The sequence below is a fragment of the Pseudomonas sp. BS3767 genome, assembly GCF_900099665.1.
Classification (GTDB): Bacteria; Pseudomonadota; Gammaproteobacteria; order Pseudomonadales; family Pseudomonadaceae; genus Aquipseudomonas; species Aquipseudomonas cerasi.
On record NZ_FNCX01000001.1, the window covers coordinates 101,639 to 121,498 of the forward strand.

Here is a 19,860-nt window from a genome sequence, read left to right on the forward strand (position 1 = left end):
CGCAGCGGCCTCGTTAACGCATGACAAATGGATCAGGCATGGGCGCCTGCGAAAGGTTGATCCACACCGTTTTCAGTTCGGTGTAGGCCAGCACGGAGTCTATCCCGCTCTCACGACCGTAGCCGCTATTTTTGAAACCGCCGATGGGCGCCATGGCCGACACGGCTCGATACGTATTGACCCAGATGATACCTGAGCGAATATCCCGCGCCAGACGGTGTGCCCGGCCAAGGTCGCGGGTCCATATTCCGGCGGCGAGACCAAACTGGGAGTCGTTGGCGATGGCCAGCGCTTCGGCTTCGTCCTTGAAACGAATCACCGATGCCACCGGGCCGAATACTTCTTCCTGCATGATCTTCATCGAATTGTGATCGCACTCGAACAGCGTAGGTTCATAGAACCAGCCTTTGCTGTCCAGCGTCGGTCGCTTGCCGCCCAGACGCAGGCGTGCACCTTCGGCCAGCGCGTCGGCCACCAGGCCTTCTACCACGGCCAGTTGCTGAGCGGTGGCCATCGGACCCATTTCGGTGCCTTCATCCTGCGGATTGCCGATGCGGATACGACTGGCGCGCTCTGCCAGGCGTTCGACGAACTCGTCGTAGATTTCGTCCTGCACCAGCAATCGCGAGCCGGAAACACAGCTTTGCCCGGACGCCGCATAGATGCCGGCGACGGCGCCATTGATGGCGCTGTCCAGATCGGCGTCGGCGAAGATGATGTTGGGTGATTTTCCGCCCAGTTCCAGCGACAGTTTGGCGAAGTTCTCCGCGCTGCTGCGCACCACATGACGCGCCGTAGCCGCGCCACCGGTGAAGGCTATCTTGCGCACCAGCGGGTGCCGGGTGAGGGCCGCGCCAGTGGTCGGGCCGTAACCGGTGATGACGTTGACCACGCCCGGTGGAATGCCGGCTTCAAGTGCCAGACGCGCCAGCTCGAGCACGGTGGCCGAGGCGTGTTCCGAGGGTTTGAGGACAATGGTGTTGCCTGCCGCCAGTGCCGGGGCCAGCTTGATGGCGGTCAGGTACAGCGGGCTGTTCCAAGGTATGATCCCGGCCACTACGCCCATCGGTTCGTGCACGGTGTAGGCGAACAGGTCGGGCTTGTCGAGGGGCAAAGTGCCGCCTTCGAGTTTGTCAGCCAGCCCTGCGGTGTAATGAAAGAATTCGGGCAGATAGCCGACCTGCCCGCGGGTTTCGCGAATCAGTTTGCCGTTGTCGCGGCTTTCCAGCTGTGCCAGTTGCTCCTTGTTTTCGGCAATCAGGTCGCCCAGCTTACGCAGCAGCTTGCCGCGTGCCGTGGCCGTCAGGCCGCGCCAGGCCTGACCCTCGAAGGCTTTCTGGGCGGCCTGAACGGCCCGCTCGACGTCAGCTTCGTCAGCATCCGGCAGTTGCGCCCAGGGTTCGGCCCGCGCCGGATCGAGGCTGTCGAAGGTCTTGCCGGACAACGCATCGACCCATTGACCGTCGATGCACATCTGAAAGCGGGTAAGGCTCATGCAACAATCCCCTTGATCGAATGGTGAGCGGACGCCGGTTTGTCGAGGCCGATCTTTTCGAAGAAACCGAGCAATACCTGGTTGACCAGACGTGGCGATTCAACCGGCATCATATGACGCTGATCGGGCAATATCGCGACATCGGCACCAGGGATACGCGCGGCCAGTTCGCGGGCCATTTCGGGCGTCGATCCCGGGTCAAGTTCGCCCGTGGCGATCAACGTCGGTGCGCGAATATCGCCCAGATCCTCGGCGCGGTACATATCCTGAGTGGCGAACAGCTTGTACGTGGTCAGGTAACCCTGCGGATCGTTGCTGGCCAGGTTGTGCCGAATGGCCGCAATCTGGGCCGGGCTGGCCGCCTGATACTCGCGGCTGAACCAGCGTGACAGCGCTTCGCCCGCATTGGCGTCCGGGCCATGCTCGGCAGCCTGACTGGTGCGCGCAATGACGCTGGCACGCTGTTCCGCGCTGCGATTGAAGACGCTGTTGAGCACCACCAGCCCCGACAGATGCTGGGAAAACTCCAGCGCAAACGCACGCGCCACCAGTCCGCCCATCGAGAAACCGACGACCGCCGCCTGCGGCAGTTGCAAGTGCGTCAGCAGCTCGTGCAGTTGTTCGGCATAGCCTGGCAGACCCGTATCCGGGTGGGGGCGAGGGCTGGCACCGTGGCCCAGCATGTCGTAGGCGATGACCTGATATTGCGTGGCCAGCCCGACGATCTGGCCGCCCCACATTTCCTTGTTAAGGCCCACCCCGTGAATCAACACCACGGGGTGACCTTGGCCGGTAGCCAGATAGCTGGTACCCGCCGGGGTGTGTTCAGCGGTGAGCTGAATCATGGATCGCTCCTGCGCAGATGACAAAGGTGATCGGGCGACGAGCCCTTCATGAGTTACTGGGCTTTTTCGGCCGCCAGCTCTTCCAGGTCTATATAGCGATTGCCGATTCGTGGGTGCAGGCGTCCACCGTTGGCGGCACCAAGGACTACGATGATTTCGTCGGCACGCGGCGAATCTTCGATGTGCATTTCCAGGGTGATGTAGTGCGAGCGCAGCCCTTCATCGTCCTTGTGCATCATCGGAATCTGGATCGACGTACCTGGGCCGCCGCGTTTGTTGGTGAAGCTCAGGTAGCTCTTGGCCTTGACGGCCTCACGGTAATGATTGCCAAAGCGCAGGGTATGGATCACGGCCGAAGCGTGTTCGATTTCGCCTTCCGCCCCGACCACTGCAGCCTTGCCGTAGGCCTCGATGTTCTGCGCGCCGCCAATCGCATCGGTGAGGCGCTTGACCATCAACTCGCCCAGTGTGGAGCAGTTGGCGCGAATCTCCGGTTTCAGGTCTTCGACGAAACCACGGCCCAGCCAAGGGTTCTTGATCACGGCCGCCAGCCCGATCATGGTGACCGGCTTGTCGGCGGCCTTGCCGCCCTCGATAAAGGTTTCTTCGGTGTACGTGACGATCTTGCGAATTTCAAAACTCATGAACGACTCCCGGAGCGAGCTTTTGTATTTCGTCTGATGGTATACCATAAGATCGTGCGTGCAAATGCTTTCTTTGCAGTGAATACAGGGGCCGGGACTCGCCTCATTTGCCCGAATCACTGCGGGCGCGCAGCGCTGGCACGCGTTCATCAATGACCATTCGTCAGGTACGAAGGCAATCGCTTTGAACAGGCGTCTTCTGGTCGTGACAGATATTCGGTGGGCCATAAAAGGCCCTGTCGAATTTTTCACCCAAGGAGACTCAGAACATGAAAGCTATCGTCTATGGCGGTCCGCGTGACGTCAGTGTCAAAAACGTACCGGATGCGAAGATCCAGAAGCCAACAGATGCTCTTGTCCGAGTGACCTCCACCAATATCTGTGGCTCGGACCTGCACATGTACGAAGGCCGCACGTCTTTCGAGACCGGGCGCATTTTCGGCCATGAGAACCTCGGCCAGGTGATCGAAGTCGGCGCCGGGGTCGACCGTATCAAAGTGGGCGACTGGGTGTGCCTGCCGTTCAATATTGGCTGCGGCTTTTGCGAAAACTGTGAGAAGGGCCTGACCGGTTATTGCCTGACCGCCAACCCGGGCAGCGCGGGTGCGGCTTACGGCTTTGCTGACATGGGCGATCATGAAGGTGGCCAGGCCGAGCTGTTGCGTGTGCCGTATGCCGACTTCAACTGCCTGCTGTTGCCCGAAGATGCCGCCGAGCGTGAAGAGGATTACGTCATGCTCTCGGACATCTTTCCTACCGGTTGGCATGCCACCGAACTGGCCGGGCTGCTGCCTGGCGAAAGCGTTGCCATCTATGGTGCCGGTCCGGTCGGCCTGATGGCTGCCCACTCGGCGATGATCAAGGGCGCGTCGCAGGTGTTCGTGGTCGACAACCATCCAGATCGTCTGGCACTCGCGGCGAAGATGGGCGCGACGCCGATCAACTCGCTGGAGCAGGGCGCAGTGGATCAGATCCTCAATCTGACCGATGGCAAAGGCACCGACCGTGGCTGTGAGTGCGTTGGTTATCAGTGCTGCGACCGTCATGGTCACGAGGCCAACCACGTCACCATGAACAATCTCGTTGCCTCGACCAAGGCGACAGGTGGAATCGGCGTCGTGGGCGTTTTCGTGCCGCAGGATCCGGGCGCCAAAAGCGACCTCGCGAGGGAAGGCAAGATGGCCTTCGACTTCGGTTCGTTCTGGTTCAAGGGCCAGCAGATCCGCACCGGCCAAGCCAACGTCAAGGCTTACAACCGTCGCCTTGCCGAGCTGATCCACCACGATCGCGCCAAGCCGTCGCAGATCATTTCCCATCGCCTGAAACTTGAAGAAGGCCCTGACGCCTACAAGCACTTCGATGCGCGTGATGAAGGCTGGACCAAGGTCGTGCTCAAGCCAGGTGCGTGATAAGCGCAGTTGACCAGGCCTTGCCTGAGAGCCCTTGTCGTATCTGCCACAGGCGATCGACAAGGGCGTCAGCGTTTCAGTCAGAACATTTTATTCGACGAGATTTATTCAGATGAACGAAGAATACCCAAAGCCGCCATTTGCCAGCCAGCCACAAGATGTTCCAGGCATGCAGGGCAAGATGGACCCCTATCCCGATTGCGGTGAAAAGAGCTACAAGGGCTCCGGACGCCTGCAGGGCAAGATCGCGCTGATCACCGGCGCCGACAGCGGCATCGGCCGCGCAGTCGCGATCGCCTTTGCACGTGAAGGCGCGCAGGTCGCGATCTCCTACTTGAACGAGCATGAAGACGCGCAAGAAACCAAGCGCTGGGTCGAAGAGGCGGGCCGTAAATGTCTGCTGTTGCCGGGCGACCTGGCACAGAAGCAGCAATGCGAAGACATCGTGAGCAAGACCGTTGCAGAGTTTGGTCGCATCGATGTGCTTGTCAACAACGCTGCGTTCCAGATGACGCATGAAACGCTGGACGAAATCTCCGACGAAGAATGGGTCAAAACCTTCGATATCAACATCACGGCGATGTTTCGCATCTGCAAGGCTACGGTTCCGCATATGCCGCGGGGTGGTTCGATCATCAATACCAGTTCGGTCAATTCGGACATGCCCAAGCCGACGTTGCTGGCCTACGCAACCACCAAGGGCGCAATCGCCAACTTCACCGGTGGTCTGGCGCAGTTGCTGGGCGAGAAGGGCATCCGCGTGAACAGCGTTGCTCCAGGTCCGATCTGGACCCCGTTGATCCCGGCGACCATGACCGACGAAGATGTGAAAAGCTTCGGTAGCGAGACACCGCTGGGGCGCCCGGGGCAGCCGGTGGAAGTTTCGCCGATCTATGTGCTGCTGGCCTCTGACGAAGCCAGTTACATTTCCGGCTCGCGCTATGCAGTGACGGGCGGCAAGCCGATTCTGTAATTACCCCGACAACGCCTTTTTTGTTGAAACGGTGCTCAAACAGGCACCGTTTTTTCAGGCGTCAATGACACTCTGTATTTGCTCAAGCGGGTACTGCCATTGATTGTCTAATTTCCAGACTGATTCATCCGTGTCTGCGCATATCGGGCAGGCTGTCCGGTCGCCATGACAAGCGACGAAAGCGTGTCGGCATTCATCAGCAATAATGAAGTTCGGGTCGTTGTGTTGCTCAAGAACTCTTGTTTTCGCTCTGCTCGGGTGTGCGCATTCTCGGTCAACGCCTGCATGGCGAGTATATAGTTGGCTGGATCGAATCGGTTTTCCCTGGGGCCATGCGTCGAGATTTTTCTTAACGACTTTCGGAGCTCGCCTGACCACGTCTTAACCTGTGTGGCATCCGCTCCATTAACGAGGCGCTTACTGGCATCCGTCAGATAATAAAACGCATCCACTGTATTCAGGCGGACATGGGTGGTCTCGTGAATAAGGGATCGTGCAACTTCCAGCACATCGTAGTTGGCAAGAAGAGAGGTTGACACCCCAATCCGTTCGACCGATTCCTGAAACTCGCCTTGAAAATCAGTCGATGCGAGGATGTCCTCGGGTCCGTTAAAAAGAAACAGCGTCAGATCAGAGTCTGGACTGCCGATGGACTCAATGAGCTCCTGCATCTGCCGTAACGAATCTTCTACGTCGATACTCGTAGCAGAGCGCGCGCTCGGATCCAGCGCACCGAAGGTTGCGTCGAATGCCTTGTTTACGTCTCGCCTCGGTGATGCTTTTAGCAGCTCGGAACGCGTGAACTCCAATAACGAAACGGCAACATCCCTAACGTCATACATTTTGGATAGCTGCTCAGGCGCGAACTCGGAAAGGTCCTTTGCAACGACAACGGTAATGGGCACGTCGTAGGGAGCAGCCCCCTGTTGATCAGCAAACCGCAAAGGCGAATTCCTGACAAAACGATACAGATTCATCCCGTCCACTGTGCCCGCCGGGTCCGGATTGATCCATCGCTGCAACCACGGCGCGTAATAGCGCAGGCCGTAGTAGTACAGCCCCGTCGCGTCGCGTTCCTTGCCGGAATATCGAATGGTTTTATAGCTGGCTTCAACCGTACTGCGCCCTGCCCACCACGAGGTACCACCAAACGGGTAGTAACTTTCCTGGCTGATGATGCGCGCGTTGTTATCCAGCTCCAGGGTGCCGGACCCCAGATGATCGGCGAAGCTGTAGCGAACCTGATCGTTTTCAAGTCCTTCGGGTTGACCCGCCTGCCAGTGCAATACCCGAACCTCGTTGCGCCCGGCCTGGGTGACGATAACGTGCAAAGTCTCGGCTGTGGCGCTGTTGCTGTGCACCTCCAGGCCTGGTAAGTAGCGCACTTCGGCACTGTGGACAACGGCTTTCGCCTTGGTCGTATGGATTTTGCGCAGGCGTTGCCCACTGGCGTCGTAGATGTAGCGCTCTTTGTCGTCGTCACCCGCTGCCCGAACCACCGGCCGCACTTGCTGCAACTGATTACGCCAGTCCCAGCTCATCGCTTGCCCGGCTTGCAACTCATTCAGATTGCCATTGGCGTCGAACGCGGCAGCGATGGCCGCTTCATCCGGCGGTCGATCGTTGATAACCGGCAGGCTGCGATTGCTGGTTTGCGAAGTGATCAGGGTGCGCGAGTGGGACTGGGTGCCCGTGTGGGTCAGTTGCAACAGATTGCCGCTCGCATCATAGCGGTAGTTTTGCGTGTAATTGGCCAGCTGCGTCAGGTCGAGCGGACACTGGAAGGATGGAAAAACAGGGCCTTGATTGAGTTTCGCAGACTCCGTGCCCGTAGCCTGGATCAACTGATACAGCGTGTCGTATTGATACGTCGACACCGGCTCAATGCGCTGACCGGCATAACACCGTGTCGGCTGGGTGCGATCCTCGATACGCAGGACATTGCCCACCGGGTCGTAGTCATACAGCAGATGTTGCAGCAGTTGACCATCTGCCCGTGTGCCTTTGAGTTCAATCAGACGGCCATCTGCGGCGTCGTGCACCGCCTTGGTCACAACGCCGTTGCCAGCCGTTTCCGAGGTTACGTGGCCTTGAGCGTCGTAATCGATACTGTGAACCAGAACTCGCTCTGTCTGCCCGGAGAGGCTGAGTGAAATGGCCTCAATATGACCTGCCACAGTATGGGCAAAGGTCTGGACGTTACGCTGGGCGTCCGTTTGCGAGATGACATCGCCAAGCGGACTGTGTGCCCAGCGCGTAGTCGCGCCTGGACCAGATTCGAGCAAGGCGTCACGTTCGGCCAGCGGTTCTGGCCAGTCGACATTTTCAAGATTGAAGAGAAAATGCCGCGTCTGTTCAAGCACGCCACCCGCCAGGGCGAACTCGGTATCCATTCGCGAACCAGCCGGGTCATCATGGCGTATACATTGGCCGCACTGATTATGGCCCTTGGTATCCGGCCCGCCGTATTGCCGCCGCTCGACGCAGCGTCCGTTTTCAATGATGGCAACGGGTCTGAGTAGGGCGTCATACTGCACGCTCCGCTCAGTCCCACGGCCATCCCATCCAGCCACGACCGCGCCGCTGTCACCGGCCAACATCAGCCGCCAACCGGCATCGACACTGTCGCTGAGAAGCGCCTGACCACTCAAGGAAAACACAGTAGCAAGATTGACGGCAGCCTGGCTTTCCCAGAGCCTTGCATCCCAGCAGTTGACCGGATGCCCGGCAGCATCATAAGCCACGCGGTTTATAAGAACTGCCGGCGTGTCTATGGCCTGGTTGCGCCAAAAATCAATCGCGCGAATCTCCAGGCCGCGTGGCTCAATGACACTCAGGCGGGGCGTATGATGATGCAATGCGGCAGACTGTACGTTCATGATCACGTCATCCCTGACTGGTGACTTGAGTCCAGGCTATGTAAGTAAAGTATCGTCGTAAGTGCAGCATAGCGCAGGCCTATGAGACCACCGGCTTCAAACGTTTTGTAAGCCTGTCGACGCGCGTCATGACGCGTCGCAAAATCGACGAGCCGTAGCGCTTGGCATTTTTGCCGATGGCCGGTGCTGATCAGCGAGTCTGATCCGTCGGTCACACCGTTCCTTTCAGCGACTTATGGAGAAATTGTTCATGTATCCAGACGTACAGCTTTATATCGATGGTCAATGGCGCGCAAGCCGCGACAATCGCACGTTGTCAGTCATCAACCCGGCGACGGGCGAGGCGCTGGGCACTGTGGCGCATGCCGCTATCGCCGACCTTGACGAAGCTCTGGCGGCGGCCGAGCGTGGCTTTGCCACCTGGCGTGCCACCTCGGCTTATGATCGCTACAAGCTGATGCAGAAAGCGGCAAACCTGATTCGTGAGCGCGCGGACGGCATCGCCCGAATCATGACGCAGGAGCAAGGCAAGCCCTTGGCCGAAGCGCGCATGGAAACCCTGTCGGCGGCTGACATCATCGACTGGCTGGCCGAAGAAGGGCGTCGCAGTTATGGTCGTCTCGTGCCGTCGCGGGGCGTGTCCATCGAACAGAAAGTCATCAAGGAGCCGGTCGGCCCGGTCGCTGCGTTCACGCCCTGGAATTTCCCGATCAACCAGGTGGTGCGCAAGTTGTCCTCGGCACTGGCTGCGGGCTGCTCGATCATCGTCAAGGCCCCGGAAGAAACGCCAGCGTCGCCTGCCGAGCTGATTCGCGCTTTCGCCGATGCCGGTGTGCCGGCTGGCGTCATTGGCCTGGTCTACGGTGATCCGGCAGAAATTTCCGGCTACCTGATCCCGCATCCGGTCATTCGCAAGGTCACGTTCACTGGCTCTACGCCGGTCGGCAAGCAACTGGCCGCATTGGCTGGCAAGCACATGAAGCGGGCAACCATGGAACTGGGTGGTCATGCACCGGCGCTGGTGTTCGATGATGCGGATATCGACCTCGCCGCTCGCGTGCTGGCCACCGCCAAGTTCCGTAACGCCGGGCAGGTCTGCGTGTCGCCGACCAGGATTCTGGTGCAGCGCAAGGTACTCGACGCGTTCACCGAGAAATTCGTTGGCCTGACTCGCGAAATCAAGGTGGGTAACGGTCTGGAAGCGGGTACCACCATGGGCCCTGTGGCCAATGATCGACGTATTCCTGCGCTGGTCGATCTGATCGATGATGCGGTGCGTGGTGGCGCGACGCTGTCTGCCGGTGGCAAGGCTGTCGAGGGGGCGGGCTATTTCTTCGAGCCGACCGTGTTGAGTGGCCTGAAGCCGCAGATGCGCATCATGAATGAGGAGCCTTTCGGCCCTGTCGCGTTGCTGGTGCCTTTCGACACGCTAGAGGAGGCGATTGCCGAGTCAAACCGCGTGCCGTTCGGGCTGGCATCCTATGCCTTCACCACGTCGATGAAGACTGCGCAAGCGCTGAGTACCTTTATCGAAGCGGGGATGCTGTCGATCAATCATCAGGGCATCGGCTTGCCGGAAGTACCGTTCGGCGGGATCAAGGATTCCGGTTACGGTTCCGAAGGCGGCACCGAGGCCATTGAGGCCTACCTGAATACCAAGCTGGTCACTCAATACAACTGAGTGTCGCTCGGGGAAATAAAAAACGGTCGCGATGTGCAAGCATCGCGACCGTTTTTCGTTGCCCGCGTGACTCAGTCTCTGGCTTGAATGCCGGTCTGTCTCATGACCAGATTCTTTTCCTTCTTGTACTGCAGGGCCACTTCGGGCGCTGGGCCGCTCTGACCGGTTTCCATCCACTTGCGTATGCGGCTGGCGTCGGCAAAGTGCGTGTACTTGCCGAACGCATCGAGAATCACCACTGAAACCGGGCGGTTGGCCATGCTGGTCAGCAGCACCAGGCAATGACCGGCCTGGTTGGTAAAGCCGGTCTTGGTCAGCTTGATGTCCCAGTTATCCTTGCGCACCAGATGATCTGTGTTGCTGAAACCGAGGGTGTAGGTCGGTTTGCGGAAGGTCACGGTCTTCTGCTCGGTGGTGCTCAGTTCACTGAGCAGCGGGTATTTGCGCGCCGCCATCACCAGCTTGGTGAGGTCGCGCGCGGTCGACACGTTGTACACCGACAGGCCGGTGGGTTCGACGTAGGCCGTGTGCTTCATGCCCAGCGCCTTGGCCTTGGCGTTCATCGCCAGAATGAACGCCGGATAGCCGCCCGGATAGCTGTGCGCCAGGCTGGCCGCCGCGCGGTTTTCCGAGGACATCAGGGTAATCAGCAACATGTCCCGACGGTTCATTTCACTGCCGAGCTTGACTCGGGAGAAGACGCCTTTCATTTCCGGTGTCTGGGAAATGTTCACCGGAATGACTTCGTCCATCGGCTGCTTGGCATCCAGCACGACCATCGCGGTCATCAGCTTGGTGACCGAGGCAATCGGCACGATCACATCCGGGTTGCTGGAATACAGCACCTTGTCGGTCTGCAGGTCGATGACCATTGCGCTGCCCGAGGCAAGGTGCAGGTTGGAAGGATCACGGTTCAGAACAGCGGGTTCATTTGCCAGCGTAGGGGTAGAAAGCACCGGGCCGGTAAGTACAAATAATAGGCCCAAAAAAGACAGACGGATTTTCAAGAGCAAGGCTCACTCGATAAAAGGTGGTAAATGGAAGGGATCGCGTCAAAACGCTGCATTTTATGAGCAGACTTTGCTGTATGTCGATGGGCTGGGGTGGGCGTTTGCGCAATAAATGACGCAATCGGTCATTCATTAAGTTGCTGTTAAGTCGCTTTCTGCTCTGGAACCTGCCAAAAACCACATCTGAATTGAATATTCGTGGTGCGCAAGGCCCGCACCGATTAGCATTCCATGCCATTCAGGTCACCGATTCAGGAGTCATGCAATGCTCAAGGGGTTTGTCAGCAAGGATTACGCAGTACTGGTGATCATCGCTTCATTGATCGTCATTCTGCTGCTGGGTGTCGGCTTTACCTCACGTCCGAGTGACTGGGCCGGCTGGATGCAGGCGATCGGTCTGATCGTCGGGCTGATGGCCGCTGTGGCAGTACCGGCCATCCAGCGCAAGCAGGAAGCGGAACTGGCGCACAGGCAGATACGTGACCGGGAAGTGGGTTACGCGCGGCGCATGCAGTACCTGTGCGGCGAGCTGAGCGAACTGCAGGGCCGTATCAGCCTCAACCTGACCCATCTGCGCGCCAGTGACCGGCATAGCCTGAAATACACCTTGCAGGATTACCTGCATCGCCTGTTCGAGTCGCATAAACAGGACCTCAACGATGACCGCGTGGTGCTGGCTTACGAATTGCGTCAGGTCGCCAATGACCTGATCGATGAGCTCGACAGTGGCCGTACCGATCGTGTGGTGTTCATGGCGCTGGAGAAACGCCTGCAGAAACTGGCCCATCGCTGTCAGGTCAACGCGGCCATGGCCGAGCGCGGCTGAGTCTGGTCACCGGCTTTTTCCATGGCAAAAAAAAGCCCGCCATCGAAGAGGCGGGCAAGGGATGTGCGGAGCAACGCACGAGGTTTGCAGAAGAAGTCAGCTGTTGAGGGGTTGACACTGCAGTTGCCGCGACAGGGCCTCTGCAACAGGCAATGACGCGAGCGGGCCGCTGACGGGTTCGCCATCCTGAATCAGGTACCAGCAGGCCAACAGGCCGCGCTCTCTGAGCGGGGCTGGAACTGCGCTACCGACGACGGACATGATGTGTACCTTGGCCATAAGTGCCTCCTCAATCCATGGCGCTACTGTAGAGGGCAGGCGGGCAAGTCAGAAATCGACGCTCTCAATAGTGGTCATTGATAACAACGAGGGTTTGGCGCATTGCATTGGCAGCCAATTATGTGAGCACAGCAACGAAAAACCCGCCTTAAAAGGCGGGTTTTTTGTTCTGTTACCAACGGCCGCGTGGCGGACCGTAGTAATAGCCGGGGCCTGGCGGTGGCCCGTAACGGTGGTAGTAGCCTGGCGGTGGAGGCGGTGGGTAGCGCTCCACAACCTGATAGACCGGGGCCGGCTGGTAATAGACCGGTGGCGGCGCGTAGTAGACCGGCTGCTGTTGCACGTATACCGGCTCGCGCTCGACGTACACCGTTCTGTCGCGACCTGAAGATACCGCCGCCCCGACAACGGCAGCGCCAACGATAGCACCTACCACGGCAGGGCCACCCCAGCCACGGTCAGCATTCGCCTGGCCAGCAAGGGCCAGGGCACCTACAAACAAGGCGATCTTGGGGATTTGACGAATCATGACTGTTCCTCGCTCTCAACCCGTTGTCGCGCGCCTGCATCACTCTCAAGCACTGCCACGGGATAACACTATGACACCGAAATTGTAAGAATCTGCGAAAGTGCTGAGTAAATTTTATGTAAGGTGTGCCGCGTATGTCCTCGCGCTCGCTGGTGCGTAGCATACGCTTCTATCGAAGATTCAAGCCATTACCGTCTGGAGGAAACACCCGATGTCCGTCACTGCTAACAGGGAGACATTATTGTGCATGTCCATGGCCGCCCGTCCCGGCAACTTTGGTGTGCGTTTCCATAATCATCTTTATCAGCAGTTGGGCTTGAACTTCTATTACAAGACTTTCGCCCCCAAAGACCTCGCCGCCGCCGTGGCCGGCATACGCTCGCTGGGGATTCGTGGCAGCGCAGTTTCGATGCCCTTCAAGGAGGCCTGCATCGAGCTGGTCGACGAACTGGACGCCTCGGCTGCCGCTATCCAGTCGATCAATACCATCGTCAACACCGATGGGCATCTGAAGGCGTTCAACACCGATTACATCGCTGTCGCTCAACTGATGGAGAGCCATGCGGTGCCGCGCAGCGCGTTTGCCCTGCGTGGAAGCGGGGGAATGGCCAAGGCAGTCGCGTTCGCGCTGCGTGATGCGGGTTTCACCGAGGGGCTGATCGTGGCCCGTAACGAGCAGGCCGGCCGGCGTCTCGCAGAGGCGTGCGGCTTTCGCTGGCAAGCGGAGCTGGGCAGCGCGCGGCCACCCTTGCTGGTCAATGTCACTCCATTAGGGATGCAGGGCGCGCAAGCTGACGAGCTGTCGTTTGACCTGCAAGCCATCGACGCCGCTGAAACGGTTTTCGATGTGGTGGCTACCCCGGCCGACACGCCGCTGATCCAGGCTGCACGTCGCCTGGGCAAGCGTGTGGTGAGTGGTGATGAAGTGGCGGCGATCCAGGCACTGGAGCAGTTTGTGCTCTATACCGGGGTGCGCCCGACCGACGAGCAGTATCAGCAGGCGGCCGCCTTCGCCAGAGCCGGCTAGCCGGCAGGTCGGGCAGGGCGCGTTACTCCTCGGCGTGCTCCAGTCTGGCCAGTCGTTCTTCAAGGGCCGCGACCCGTGCCTCCAGCTCATCGATACGCGAGTTGGCCGCCGGACTTGCCGAAGGTCGCTCCGGTGTGTGCTGGCGGGCGGCAAGCAGCTCCTGCAGGGATTCCGGGTCGCCCAGCAGGTGCATGTAACGGTCTTCGCGCTGGCCCGACTGGCGCGGCACGAGCATCGCCAGACCTCTGGCGATCAGACGTTCCAGCTGGTGCACGACCTGCTCGCTGTCCTCGAAGTCGTGCATGCGGTTACTGCGGGTCAGCAGCTCGTTGACGGTCTGTGGCCCGCGCAGCAGCAACAGGCCAGTGAGTATCACCTGCGCCGGGACCAGCTCGAGCCCCTTGTCGACCCTGTGTTCCCAGCGATCGGCGCGACTGCCCATGACCAGCCGCGTCAGACCGCGGCCTTCCAGGGCTCGCAGGCTCTGGCCGACCTGACCCTGGGTGAGGTTCATGACCGGGTCACGACTGGTCTTCTGGTTGCAGGCAATCACCAGTGCATTGAGGGTCAGCGGATAGGTTTCCGGGTTGGTCGCCTGTTTCTCGATCAGGCAGCCCAGAATGCGCACTTCAACGCCGTTGAGTTGTAACGCCTCGGCATTCGGGGAGGATTCGGTGGAGGACGATTCGATGGACATGGCGCTTCCCTGAGTGATGGCGGTGGATCAGCGTAGGGCGTGGCGGACATTATTGCCAGTGTCTGCTGCACGGATCTGCAGGGGCGCTGAAAGTGTCACGGCGTTTGGCGTCATGTGGGTCTATAATTGCGCCTTTCTCAATCAGGATATGTCATGTCTATTTCCCTGTACGCCGCTTCCATTCCTGTCTTTCAGCAAATGCTCAACGCGCTGAGCGACGTTCTGACCAAAGCCGAAGCCTACGCGACCGAGAAGAAAATTCAGCCGCCAGCCCTGCTACAGGCACGTCTGTTCCCGGATATGCTGCCGTTCACCCGTCAGGTGCAGATCGCCGTCGATTTTGCCAAGGGTGCTTCCGCGCGCCTGGCAGGCGTCGAGATCCCGCAATACGATGACACCGAAACCACCTTTGCCGAGTTGCAGGCTCTGCTTGCCAAGACACTCGCGTTCATCGGCAGCATCACCCCTGATCAGGTCGACGGCAAGGAAGGCATCGAAATCGTCCTGCGTCCCGGCACTGAAAAGGAAAAGCGCCTGAACGGTCAGGCCTATCTGCTCAGCTACGCCTTGCCGCAGTTTTTCTTTCACGTCACGACTGCCTACGATCTGCTGCGCCACAACGGCGTTGAAATCGGCAAGCGTGATTTCATGGGCAAGTTCTAAAACGCCCGAAATAAAGGGCTTACAGGCTTCTGCCCGAAGGGTGTGGGAGTGACCGGGGCGGCGATCCGTATTGCTCACGAAGTCGATGCATCGAGCGCCCTCTTTCCTGAGGGCTGTACCGGCCTCTTCGCGAGCAGGCCCGCTCCCACGGCCCTCGGCCAGAATCAAAAACGGGCTGGTTTACACCGACGCGTGCTCAGCGTATGGGTGCAGTTCGTTACGCTTTCACGGAGCTTTGGCGTGAGCTTCGGCTCTTACAGGATGCACTGTTTAGTCACTGCCTTGCCGGATTGAGAAGTTTCGACGCAGAGCCTCACGAAATGCACGCCAATGCGCAGCATTGGCGTGACACTCATCTTCAAGCCGCTTTAATTGTCCTCCCGCAGGCCGCGCTGTTGCAGCGGGCTGTATTGATGTTGTTCTGGAGTATTCATGTTGTTGCCCATCCTTCTGTTGTCAGCCGCCGGGTTCACCGTGCTGACTACAGAATTCGTTATCGTTGGCCTTTTGCCAGCCGTTGCCCGCGACCTGAATGTCACGGTCTCGCAGGCCGGGCTGCTGGTGACGTTGTTCGCGTTCACCGTCGCCGCCTTTGGTCCCTTTCTGACCGCCTACTTTTCGCGCTTCGAGCGCAAGCGCCTTTTTGTCAGCATCCTGGTACTGTTCGGCTTTGCAAATGTGCTGGCGGCGCTGGCGCCCAATATCGCCGTGATGGGTATCGCCCGGCTGATTCCCGCGTTGGGCTTGCCGGTGTTCTGGGCGCTGGCCAGCGAGACCGCCGTGGACATTGTCGGTCCTCAGTTTGCTGGGCGGGCGATTGCCAGGATCGGTTTCGGCATCGTTTGCGCCACGGTGTTCGGCATCCCCATCGGTACCCTGATCTCCGACGCGTTCGGCTGGCGCACGGCCTTTCTGGTGCTGGCCGGTCTGGCGTTCGCCAAGGCACTGTTGTTGACGGTCTATCTGCCGAAAACGGTTGCCCGGCCGAACCCGGTCTCGATCCTTGAACAGTTCGGCATCTTGCGCAGCCGGATGATGCAGGGGCACGTGCTGCTCTCGGTGCTGGTATTCAGCGGCATGTTCACGGCCTATACCTACCTGGCGGACATGCTCGAGCGTCTTGCCGGTTTCGACGGCGCTCTGGTGGGCTGGTGTCTGATGGGCTTTGGCGCTGTCGGCTTGCTGGGCAACTCGCTGGGCGGGCGCATGGTCGACCGCCATCCGTTGATTGCCAGCCTGGTGTTCTGCGCTTTCATGGTCGTCGGCATGGTCGCGGTGGTGCCGAGTATTCATTCGGTGGTGGCCTTGCCACTCGCGCTTGCCGTTTGGGGCATTACCCAGGCGGCCTTGTTTCTGGTCAGTCATGTGCGGCTGATCAAGGCCGCGCCGCAAGCACCTGCATTCGCGGCATCACTGAACATCGCCGGCGCCAACCTTGGCATTGGCATCGGCGCGTTGATCGGCGGCAGGGTCATTGATCACCTGGGGCTGGGCAACGTCGGTTTTGCCGCTGCGGGCATCATTGTGCTGGCGATCGTGCTGGCGCTGTTGTTGATCAAGCGTGATCCGGGGCCGCTCCCGGCTTAGCCTGCATCGGTAAACAGCTGGTTCCGAGCACTTTCGGCGATGGCGACAACGCCGGGGTGCCTGACCTTGCGCTCCACGGTAATGGCGTAGAACGATTCGGTCACCGCGTCAGTGTGGCCAACCACTTGTACGCCATACTGGTTCTGCACTTCGTCGGCGATCACGCTGGGCGCCACGAACACGCCGCTGCCGGATTTGCCGAACGCCTTCATCAGCGCGCTGTCATCAAATTCGCCAATGATGCGCGGCTGAATGCTCTGTTCGGCAAACCAGCGCATCAGTCGGCCTCGAACCACGGTTTCCTGGCCTGGAATCAGCAGCGGTGCTCCATGCATGCACTGTGGAAAATCCGTCCCGATACGCTCCGCCATTTCACGCGTGGCGAAAAAACTGACCCCGCACTCGCCCAGCTTCTGGCTATACCCCTTGATGTCCAGGTGCGGCGGCATGGGGCTATCGGAAATCACCAGGTCGAGACGCTGAATGGCCAGGTCTGCCAGCAGTCGTTCCAGCTTGTCCTCGCGACAGGTGATGCGGATTGACTCTTCCAGCGTCATGGTCGGGGCGATCAGGCGGTAGACAATCGACTTGGGCACGACGTCAGCCACCCCAATGCGCAACAGCAATTGCTGTTCATCCGGTTGCGAACGCAGCAGGTTTTCCAGGTCATTGCCCAACTGAAACATTTGTTCGGCGTAGGGCAGGGCGAGGCGACCTGCTTCGGTCATTTCCAGTTGCCGACCGACGCGCTGAAACAGATCGACCCCCAGTGACGCCTCCAGCAGACTGATCTGCCCGCTGACGGTCTGCGCGGTCAGATTCAACTGTTCACAGGCGCGCACGATGCTGCCGGTCTTGGCCACGACCCAGAAGTAGTGAAGTTGGCGGTAATTGAGCATATTTTCTGCCGATTCGGTAAAACCGAAGTATATGCCTTATAAAATCGAATTTTCCTTATGTTTCAAGATGTCTAGAATCCGCTCCAATGCCGGGCTGAACAGGCCGCCCGGCTTCACCGACCGAGGAGCCCATGAACAAAGCCCTTTACGCTGTATTACTGAGCGGTTCGCTGCTGGTAGTGGCGGGATGCGATCAGCTAGAGTCTTCCACCAAGCAGGTGGTGAACGCCGCCGCCGACAGTGCAAAACAGGTGGTCGATGACACCCATAAAGCCGCGACCCAGGCACTGGACGAGGCCAGGCAGGAACTTTCGTTGCAGGAGCCACCACCAAACTCGGCTGAAACCGAAAACACGTCTGATAAAGAAATCTGACTTATAACTATTGGCGCAGGCAGGGCAGTGATCTATGGAATACCTATTGGAACTCGCAACAAGTCCGGCAGCCTGGATCGCGCTGGCGACACTGGTGGTGATGGAAGTTGTACTGGGCATCGATAACCTGATTTTCATCTCGATTCTCACCAACAAGCTGCCTGAACATCAGCGCGAGAAGGCTCGCAAGCTGGGTATCGGCATGGCGCTGGTGATGCGTCTGGGCCTGCTCAGTACCGTTGCGTACATCGTGCAGCTGACAGAGCCGGTCTTCGAGGTATTTGGTCAGGCGTTCTCATGGAAAGACATGATCCTGATTGCCGGTGGCCTGTTCCTGGTCTGGAAGGCAACGACGGAAATTCACCACAGCATGGACGTCAAGACCGAGGAAGAGAAAGCCCTGGGTTCGGTGGTGGCGCTGAGCATGAGCGCGGCTATCGTGCAGATCCTGATGCTGGACCTGGTGTTCTCCATCGACAGTATCATCACTGCCGTGGGTATGACCGAGCACCTGCCGATCATGGTCATCGCGGTCATCTCTGCTGTCGTGGTGATGCTTGTCGCCGCCAACCCGCTGGCCAAGTTCATCAACGACAACCCGACGGTGGTCATGCTGGCCCTGGGCTTCCTGATCATGATCGGTATGACGCTGATCGCCGAAGGTTTCGGCGCCCATGTGCCCAAGGGTTATATCTATGCGGCCATGGCCTTCTCGGCAGCCGTTGAAGCCTTGAACATGCTGGTACGCAGGGCAAGACGCAAGAAAGCCGCTACTCAGGTGTCCACGCACTAATAGCTGGCGAAACTGTAAAAAAGGTCGGCCCTGGTAACAGGGTCGACCTTTCGCGTTCAAGGTGCTGGCAAATACGCTGATGAGGGCAGATCAGCTAAACGCTGCTCACGCCCTTGTAAGTCAGTTGGCTGCTACAGCGGGAGCCTTGAGATGTTTTGCAAGGACTGGCCGCTTTGCCACGCGCGACTCGACACTGCGTGGCTGGTGATGGCGACGGGATATGCGCATCACCCCCCACAGCATCGCACTGGCAACGGCAAGCCACGAGGCGATCAGCATCACGATTGTCAATTCCAGGCTCATAAGTGCCTCCACATTCCTGCTTTTTGTTGCGGTCTTGATAACTGACAGTCTAGTACGGGGCATGTTTCGGTTAATTGACCAGTGGCATCGGGCTATGAATTATTTTCGCCATTCCGCTGACCGAGGTGCCGCGCGCGGCTATACCCGGAACCCGGTCGGCTCTATCATCGGTGCTCAGGTCGGGTCGCGGGTTGCCCGATAACAGTTAAAGTGAGTGAACATGCTGTCGGTTTCTTTCAATACCGGTACTGTCGGTGCACTGCGTTCATGGTTGATTGCGGCCTTGCTGACGGGCCTTGCTGGTTGTTCGTCGATGGTTACGCCGGAGATGAAACGCTTTCCGGACCGGGTCGAGCTGACGTCGATTCCGTTCTTTCGGGGTAATGCCTATCAAAGCGGCCCGATGGTGCTGGCTAGCATGCTGGCCAACCAGCAGGTGCAGACAACGCCCGGTTTGCTCGACAAGCCGCTGCAACTGCCGGGCGCCGAGGACCGGCTCGAACAGAACATGCAGAAAGTCGCGCGTGAATACGGGTTCATGGTTTACCCGCTTGATGGCCAATTACAGGACCTGCTGACTCAGGTCTCGGCGGGTTATCCGGTCATGCTGCGTTTTGCCCAGGGCTCTGCGCTGTGGAAAGGGCCGCGTTATGCGGTGTTGATCGGCTATAACCGCATCAAGGAGACCGTGCTGCTCAACGCAGGCATGGATCGTCGCTATTCAATGAGTTTCAGCAGCTTCGCGTCGGCCTGGAAGGACGCGGGCAGTTGGGCGGTACTGATTCAGTCGCCCCGGCAGTTGCCGGCCAATGTCGATGCGCAGCGCTGGCTGCAGGCGGCCGAAGCGTTATCGACATCAGGACAGGAGCAGGCGGCGGGCGAGGCGAAAAGAACGCTGGCACGCGGCGTTAAATGAAATCAACGCGGCAGGAACAAAAACGGCACCG

Annotated in this window: 20 protein-coding genes; 10 read left to right on the forward strand and 10 right to left on the reverse strand. The window is 59.1% G+C overall.

The window, feature by feature from the left end:
• Positions 1-13: 13 nt before the first annotated feature.
• Genes BLR16_RS00465 through BLR16_RS00475 form a run of 3 tightly spaced genes read right to left on the reverse strand, consistent with a single transcriptional unit; the run spans position 14 to position 2,984 of the window.
• Positions 14-1,495: an aldehyde dehydrogenase gene (locus tag BLR16_RS00465; RefSeq protein WP_003434183.1), complete on the reverse strand. Its 1,482-nt coding sequence runs from the start codon at positions 1,493-1,495 to the stop codon at positions 14-16.
• Complete coding sequence (locus BLR16_RS00470) at positions 1,492-2,340, reverse strand: alpha/beta fold hydrolase (RefSeq protein ID WP_003434182.1); 849 nt, start codon at positions 2,338-2,340, stop codon at positions 1,492-1,494. The genes BLR16_RS00465 and BLR16_RS00470 overlap by 4 nt, the downstream gene beginning before the upstream one ends.
• Positions 2,341-2,393: 53 nt before the next feature.
• Positions 2,394-2,984, reverse strand: a complete 591-nt coding sequence (locus BLR16_RS00475; protein ID WP_003369275.1) for an amino acid synthesis family protein — start codon at positions 2,982-2,984, stop codon at positions 2,394-2,396.
• Between the two features lie 269 nt (positions 2,985-3,253).
• Here BLR16_RS00475 and BLR16_RS00480 point away from each other — a divergent pair, with 269 nt between their 5' ends.
• Positions 3,254-4,393 carry a glutathione-independent formaldehyde dehydrogenase gene (locus BLR16_RS00480; protein ID WP_003434181.1) on the forward strand — a complete coding sequence of 380 codons (1,140 nt, stop codon included), beginning with the start codon at positions 3,254-3,256 and terminating at the stop codon, positions 4,391-4,393.
• A 112-nt stretch (positions 4,394-4,505) separates the two neighbouring features.
• A complete protein-coding gene (locus BLR16_RS00485) occupies positions 4,506-5,366 on the forward strand; it encodes a glucose 1-dehydrogenase (RefSeq protein WP_003434180.1) in 861 nt (286 codons plus the stop codon).
• A 107-nt stretch (positions 5,367-5,473) separates the two neighbouring features.
• On the opposite strand, the gene BLR16_RS00490 is transcribed toward BLR16_RS00485, so the two are convergent.
• The gene (locus tag BLR16_RS00490) at positions 5,474-8,245 is read right to left on the reverse strand and encodes an RHS repeat domain-containing protein (protein ID WP_074807536.1); all 2,772 of its coding nucleotides are present in this window, start codon (positions 8,243-8,245) and stop codon (positions 5,474-5,476) included.
• A gap of 250 nt (positions 8,246-8,495) precedes the next feature.
• Between BLR16_RS00490 and BLR16_RS00495 the strand changes: the two genes are divergently transcribed.
• The gene (locus BLR16_RS00495; protein WP_044309622.1) at positions 8,496-9,926 is read left to right on the forward strand and encodes an NAD-dependent succinate-semialdehyde dehydrogenase; all 1,431 of its coding nucleotides are present in this window, start codon (positions 8,496-8,498) and stop codon (positions 9,924-9,926) included.
• A 71-nt stretch (positions 9,927-9,997) separates the two neighbouring features.
• Here BLR16_RS00495 and pbpG read toward each other — a convergent pair whose 3' ends face one another.
• Complete coding sequence (gene pbpG / locus BLR16_RS00500) at positions 9,998-10,933, reverse strand: D-alanyl-D-alanine endopeptidase (protein ID WP_003369285.1); 936 nt, start codon at positions 10,931-10,933, stop codon at positions 9,998-10,000.
• A 268-nt stretch (positions 10,934-11,201) separates the two neighbouring features.
• On the opposite strand from pbpG, the gene BLR16_RS00505 reads away from it, so the two are divergent.
• Entirely contained in the window at positions 11,202-11,762 is a 561-nt protein-coding gene (locus BLR16_RS00505) for a hypothetical protein (protein WP_003369287.1), read from the forward strand.
• Between the two features lie 96 nt (positions 11,763-11,858).
• Here BLR16_RS00505 and BLR16_RS00510 read toward each other — a convergent pair whose 3' ends face one another.
• Both BLR16_RS00510 and BLR16_RS00515 read right to left on the reverse strand, forming a co-directional pair.
• Positions 11,859-12,041 carry a hypothetical protein gene (locus BLR16_RS00510; RefSeq protein WP_003434175.1) on the reverse strand — a complete coding sequence of 61 codons (183 nt, stop codon included), beginning with the start codon at positions 12,039-12,041 and terminating at the stop codon, positions 11,859-11,861.
• A gap of 172 nt (positions 12,042-12,213) precedes the next feature.
• Positions 12,214-12,570: a hypothetical protein gene (locus BLR16_RS00515; RefSeq protein ID WP_003410180.1), complete on the reverse strand. Its 357-nt coding sequence runs from the start codon at positions 12,568-12,570 to the stop codon at positions 12,214-12,216.
• A 211-nt stretch (positions 12,571-12,781) separates the two neighbouring features.
• Here BLR16_RS00515 and BLR16_RS00520 point away from each other — a divergent pair, with 211 nt between their 5' ends.
• Entirely contained in the window at positions 12,782-13,597 is an 816-nt protein-coding gene (locus BLR16_RS00520; protein WP_054081494.1) for a shikimate 5-dehydrogenase, read from the forward strand.
• A gap of 22 nt (positions 13,598-13,619) precedes the next feature.
• Here BLR16_RS00520 and BLR16_RS00525 read toward each other — a convergent pair whose 3' ends face one another.
• A complete protein-coding gene (locus BLR16_RS00525; protein ID WP_054081493.1) occupies positions 13,620-14,294 on the reverse strand; it encodes a YceH family protein in 675 nt (224 codons plus the stop codon).
• A 153-nt stretch (positions 14,295-14,447) separates the two neighbouring features.
• Here BLR16_RS00525 and BLR16_RS00530 point away from each other — a divergent pair, with 153 nt between their 5' ends.
• Both BLR16_RS00530 and BLR16_RS00535 read left to right on the forward strand, forming a co-directional pair.
• Positions 14,448-14,957, forward strand: a complete 510-nt coding sequence (locus tag BLR16_RS00530; protein WP_003369297.1) for a DUF1993 domain-containing protein — start codon at positions 14,448-14,450, stop codon at positions 14,955-14,957.
• A gap of 432 nt (positions 14,958-15,389) precedes the next feature.
• A complete protein-coding gene (locus tag BLR16_RS00535; protein ID WP_003434173.1) occupies positions 15,390-16,544 on the forward strand; it encodes an MFS transporter in 1,155 nt (384 codons plus the stop codon).
• Here BLR16_RS00535 and nhaR read toward each other — a convergent pair.
• Positions 16,541-17,443, reverse strand: a complete 903-nt coding sequence (gene nhaR / locus BLR16_RS00540; protein WP_003369301.1) for a transcriptional activator NhaR — start codon at positions 17,441-17,443, stop codon at positions 16,541-16,543. The two genes, BLR16_RS00535 and nhaR, sit on opposite strands and share 4 nt — an antisense overlap.
• Before the next feature lie 131 nt (positions 17,444-17,574).
• Between nhaR and BLR16_RS00545 the strand changes: the two genes are divergently transcribed.
• Together BLR16_RS00545 and BLR16_RS00550 are read left to right on the forward strand one after the other, a co-directional pair.
• Positions 17,575-17,817, forward strand: a complete 243-nt coding sequence (locus tag BLR16_RS00545) for a hypothetical protein (RefSeq protein ID WP_003369303.1) — start codon at positions 17,575-17,577, stop codon at positions 17,815-17,817.
• 34 nt (positions 17,818-17,851) lie between these two features.
• On the forward strand, positions 17,852-18,610 hold the full coding sequence (locus tag BLR16_RS00550) for a TerC family protein (protein WP_003369306.1): 759 nt from the start codon (positions 17,852-17,854) through the stop codon (positions 18,608-18,610).
• A gap of 120 nt (positions 18,611-18,730) precedes the next feature.
• On the opposite strand, the gene BLR16_RS00555 is transcribed toward BLR16_RS00550, so the two are convergent.
• A complete protein-coding gene (locus tag BLR16_RS00555; protein WP_042930717.1) occupies positions 18,731-18,913 on the reverse strand; it encodes a hypothetical protein in 183 nt (60 codons plus the stop codon).
• Positions 18,914-19,133: 220 nt separating this feature from the next.
• Between BLR16_RS00555 and BLR16_RS00560 the strand changes: the two genes are divergently transcribed.
• The gene (locus BLR16_RS00560; protein ID WP_074807539.1) at positions 19,134-19,829 is read left to right on the forward strand and encodes a hypothetical protein; all 696 of its coding nucleotides are present in this window, start codon (positions 19,134-19,136) and stop codon (positions 19,827-19,829) included.
• Positions 19,830-19,860: the final 31 nt, after the last annotated feature.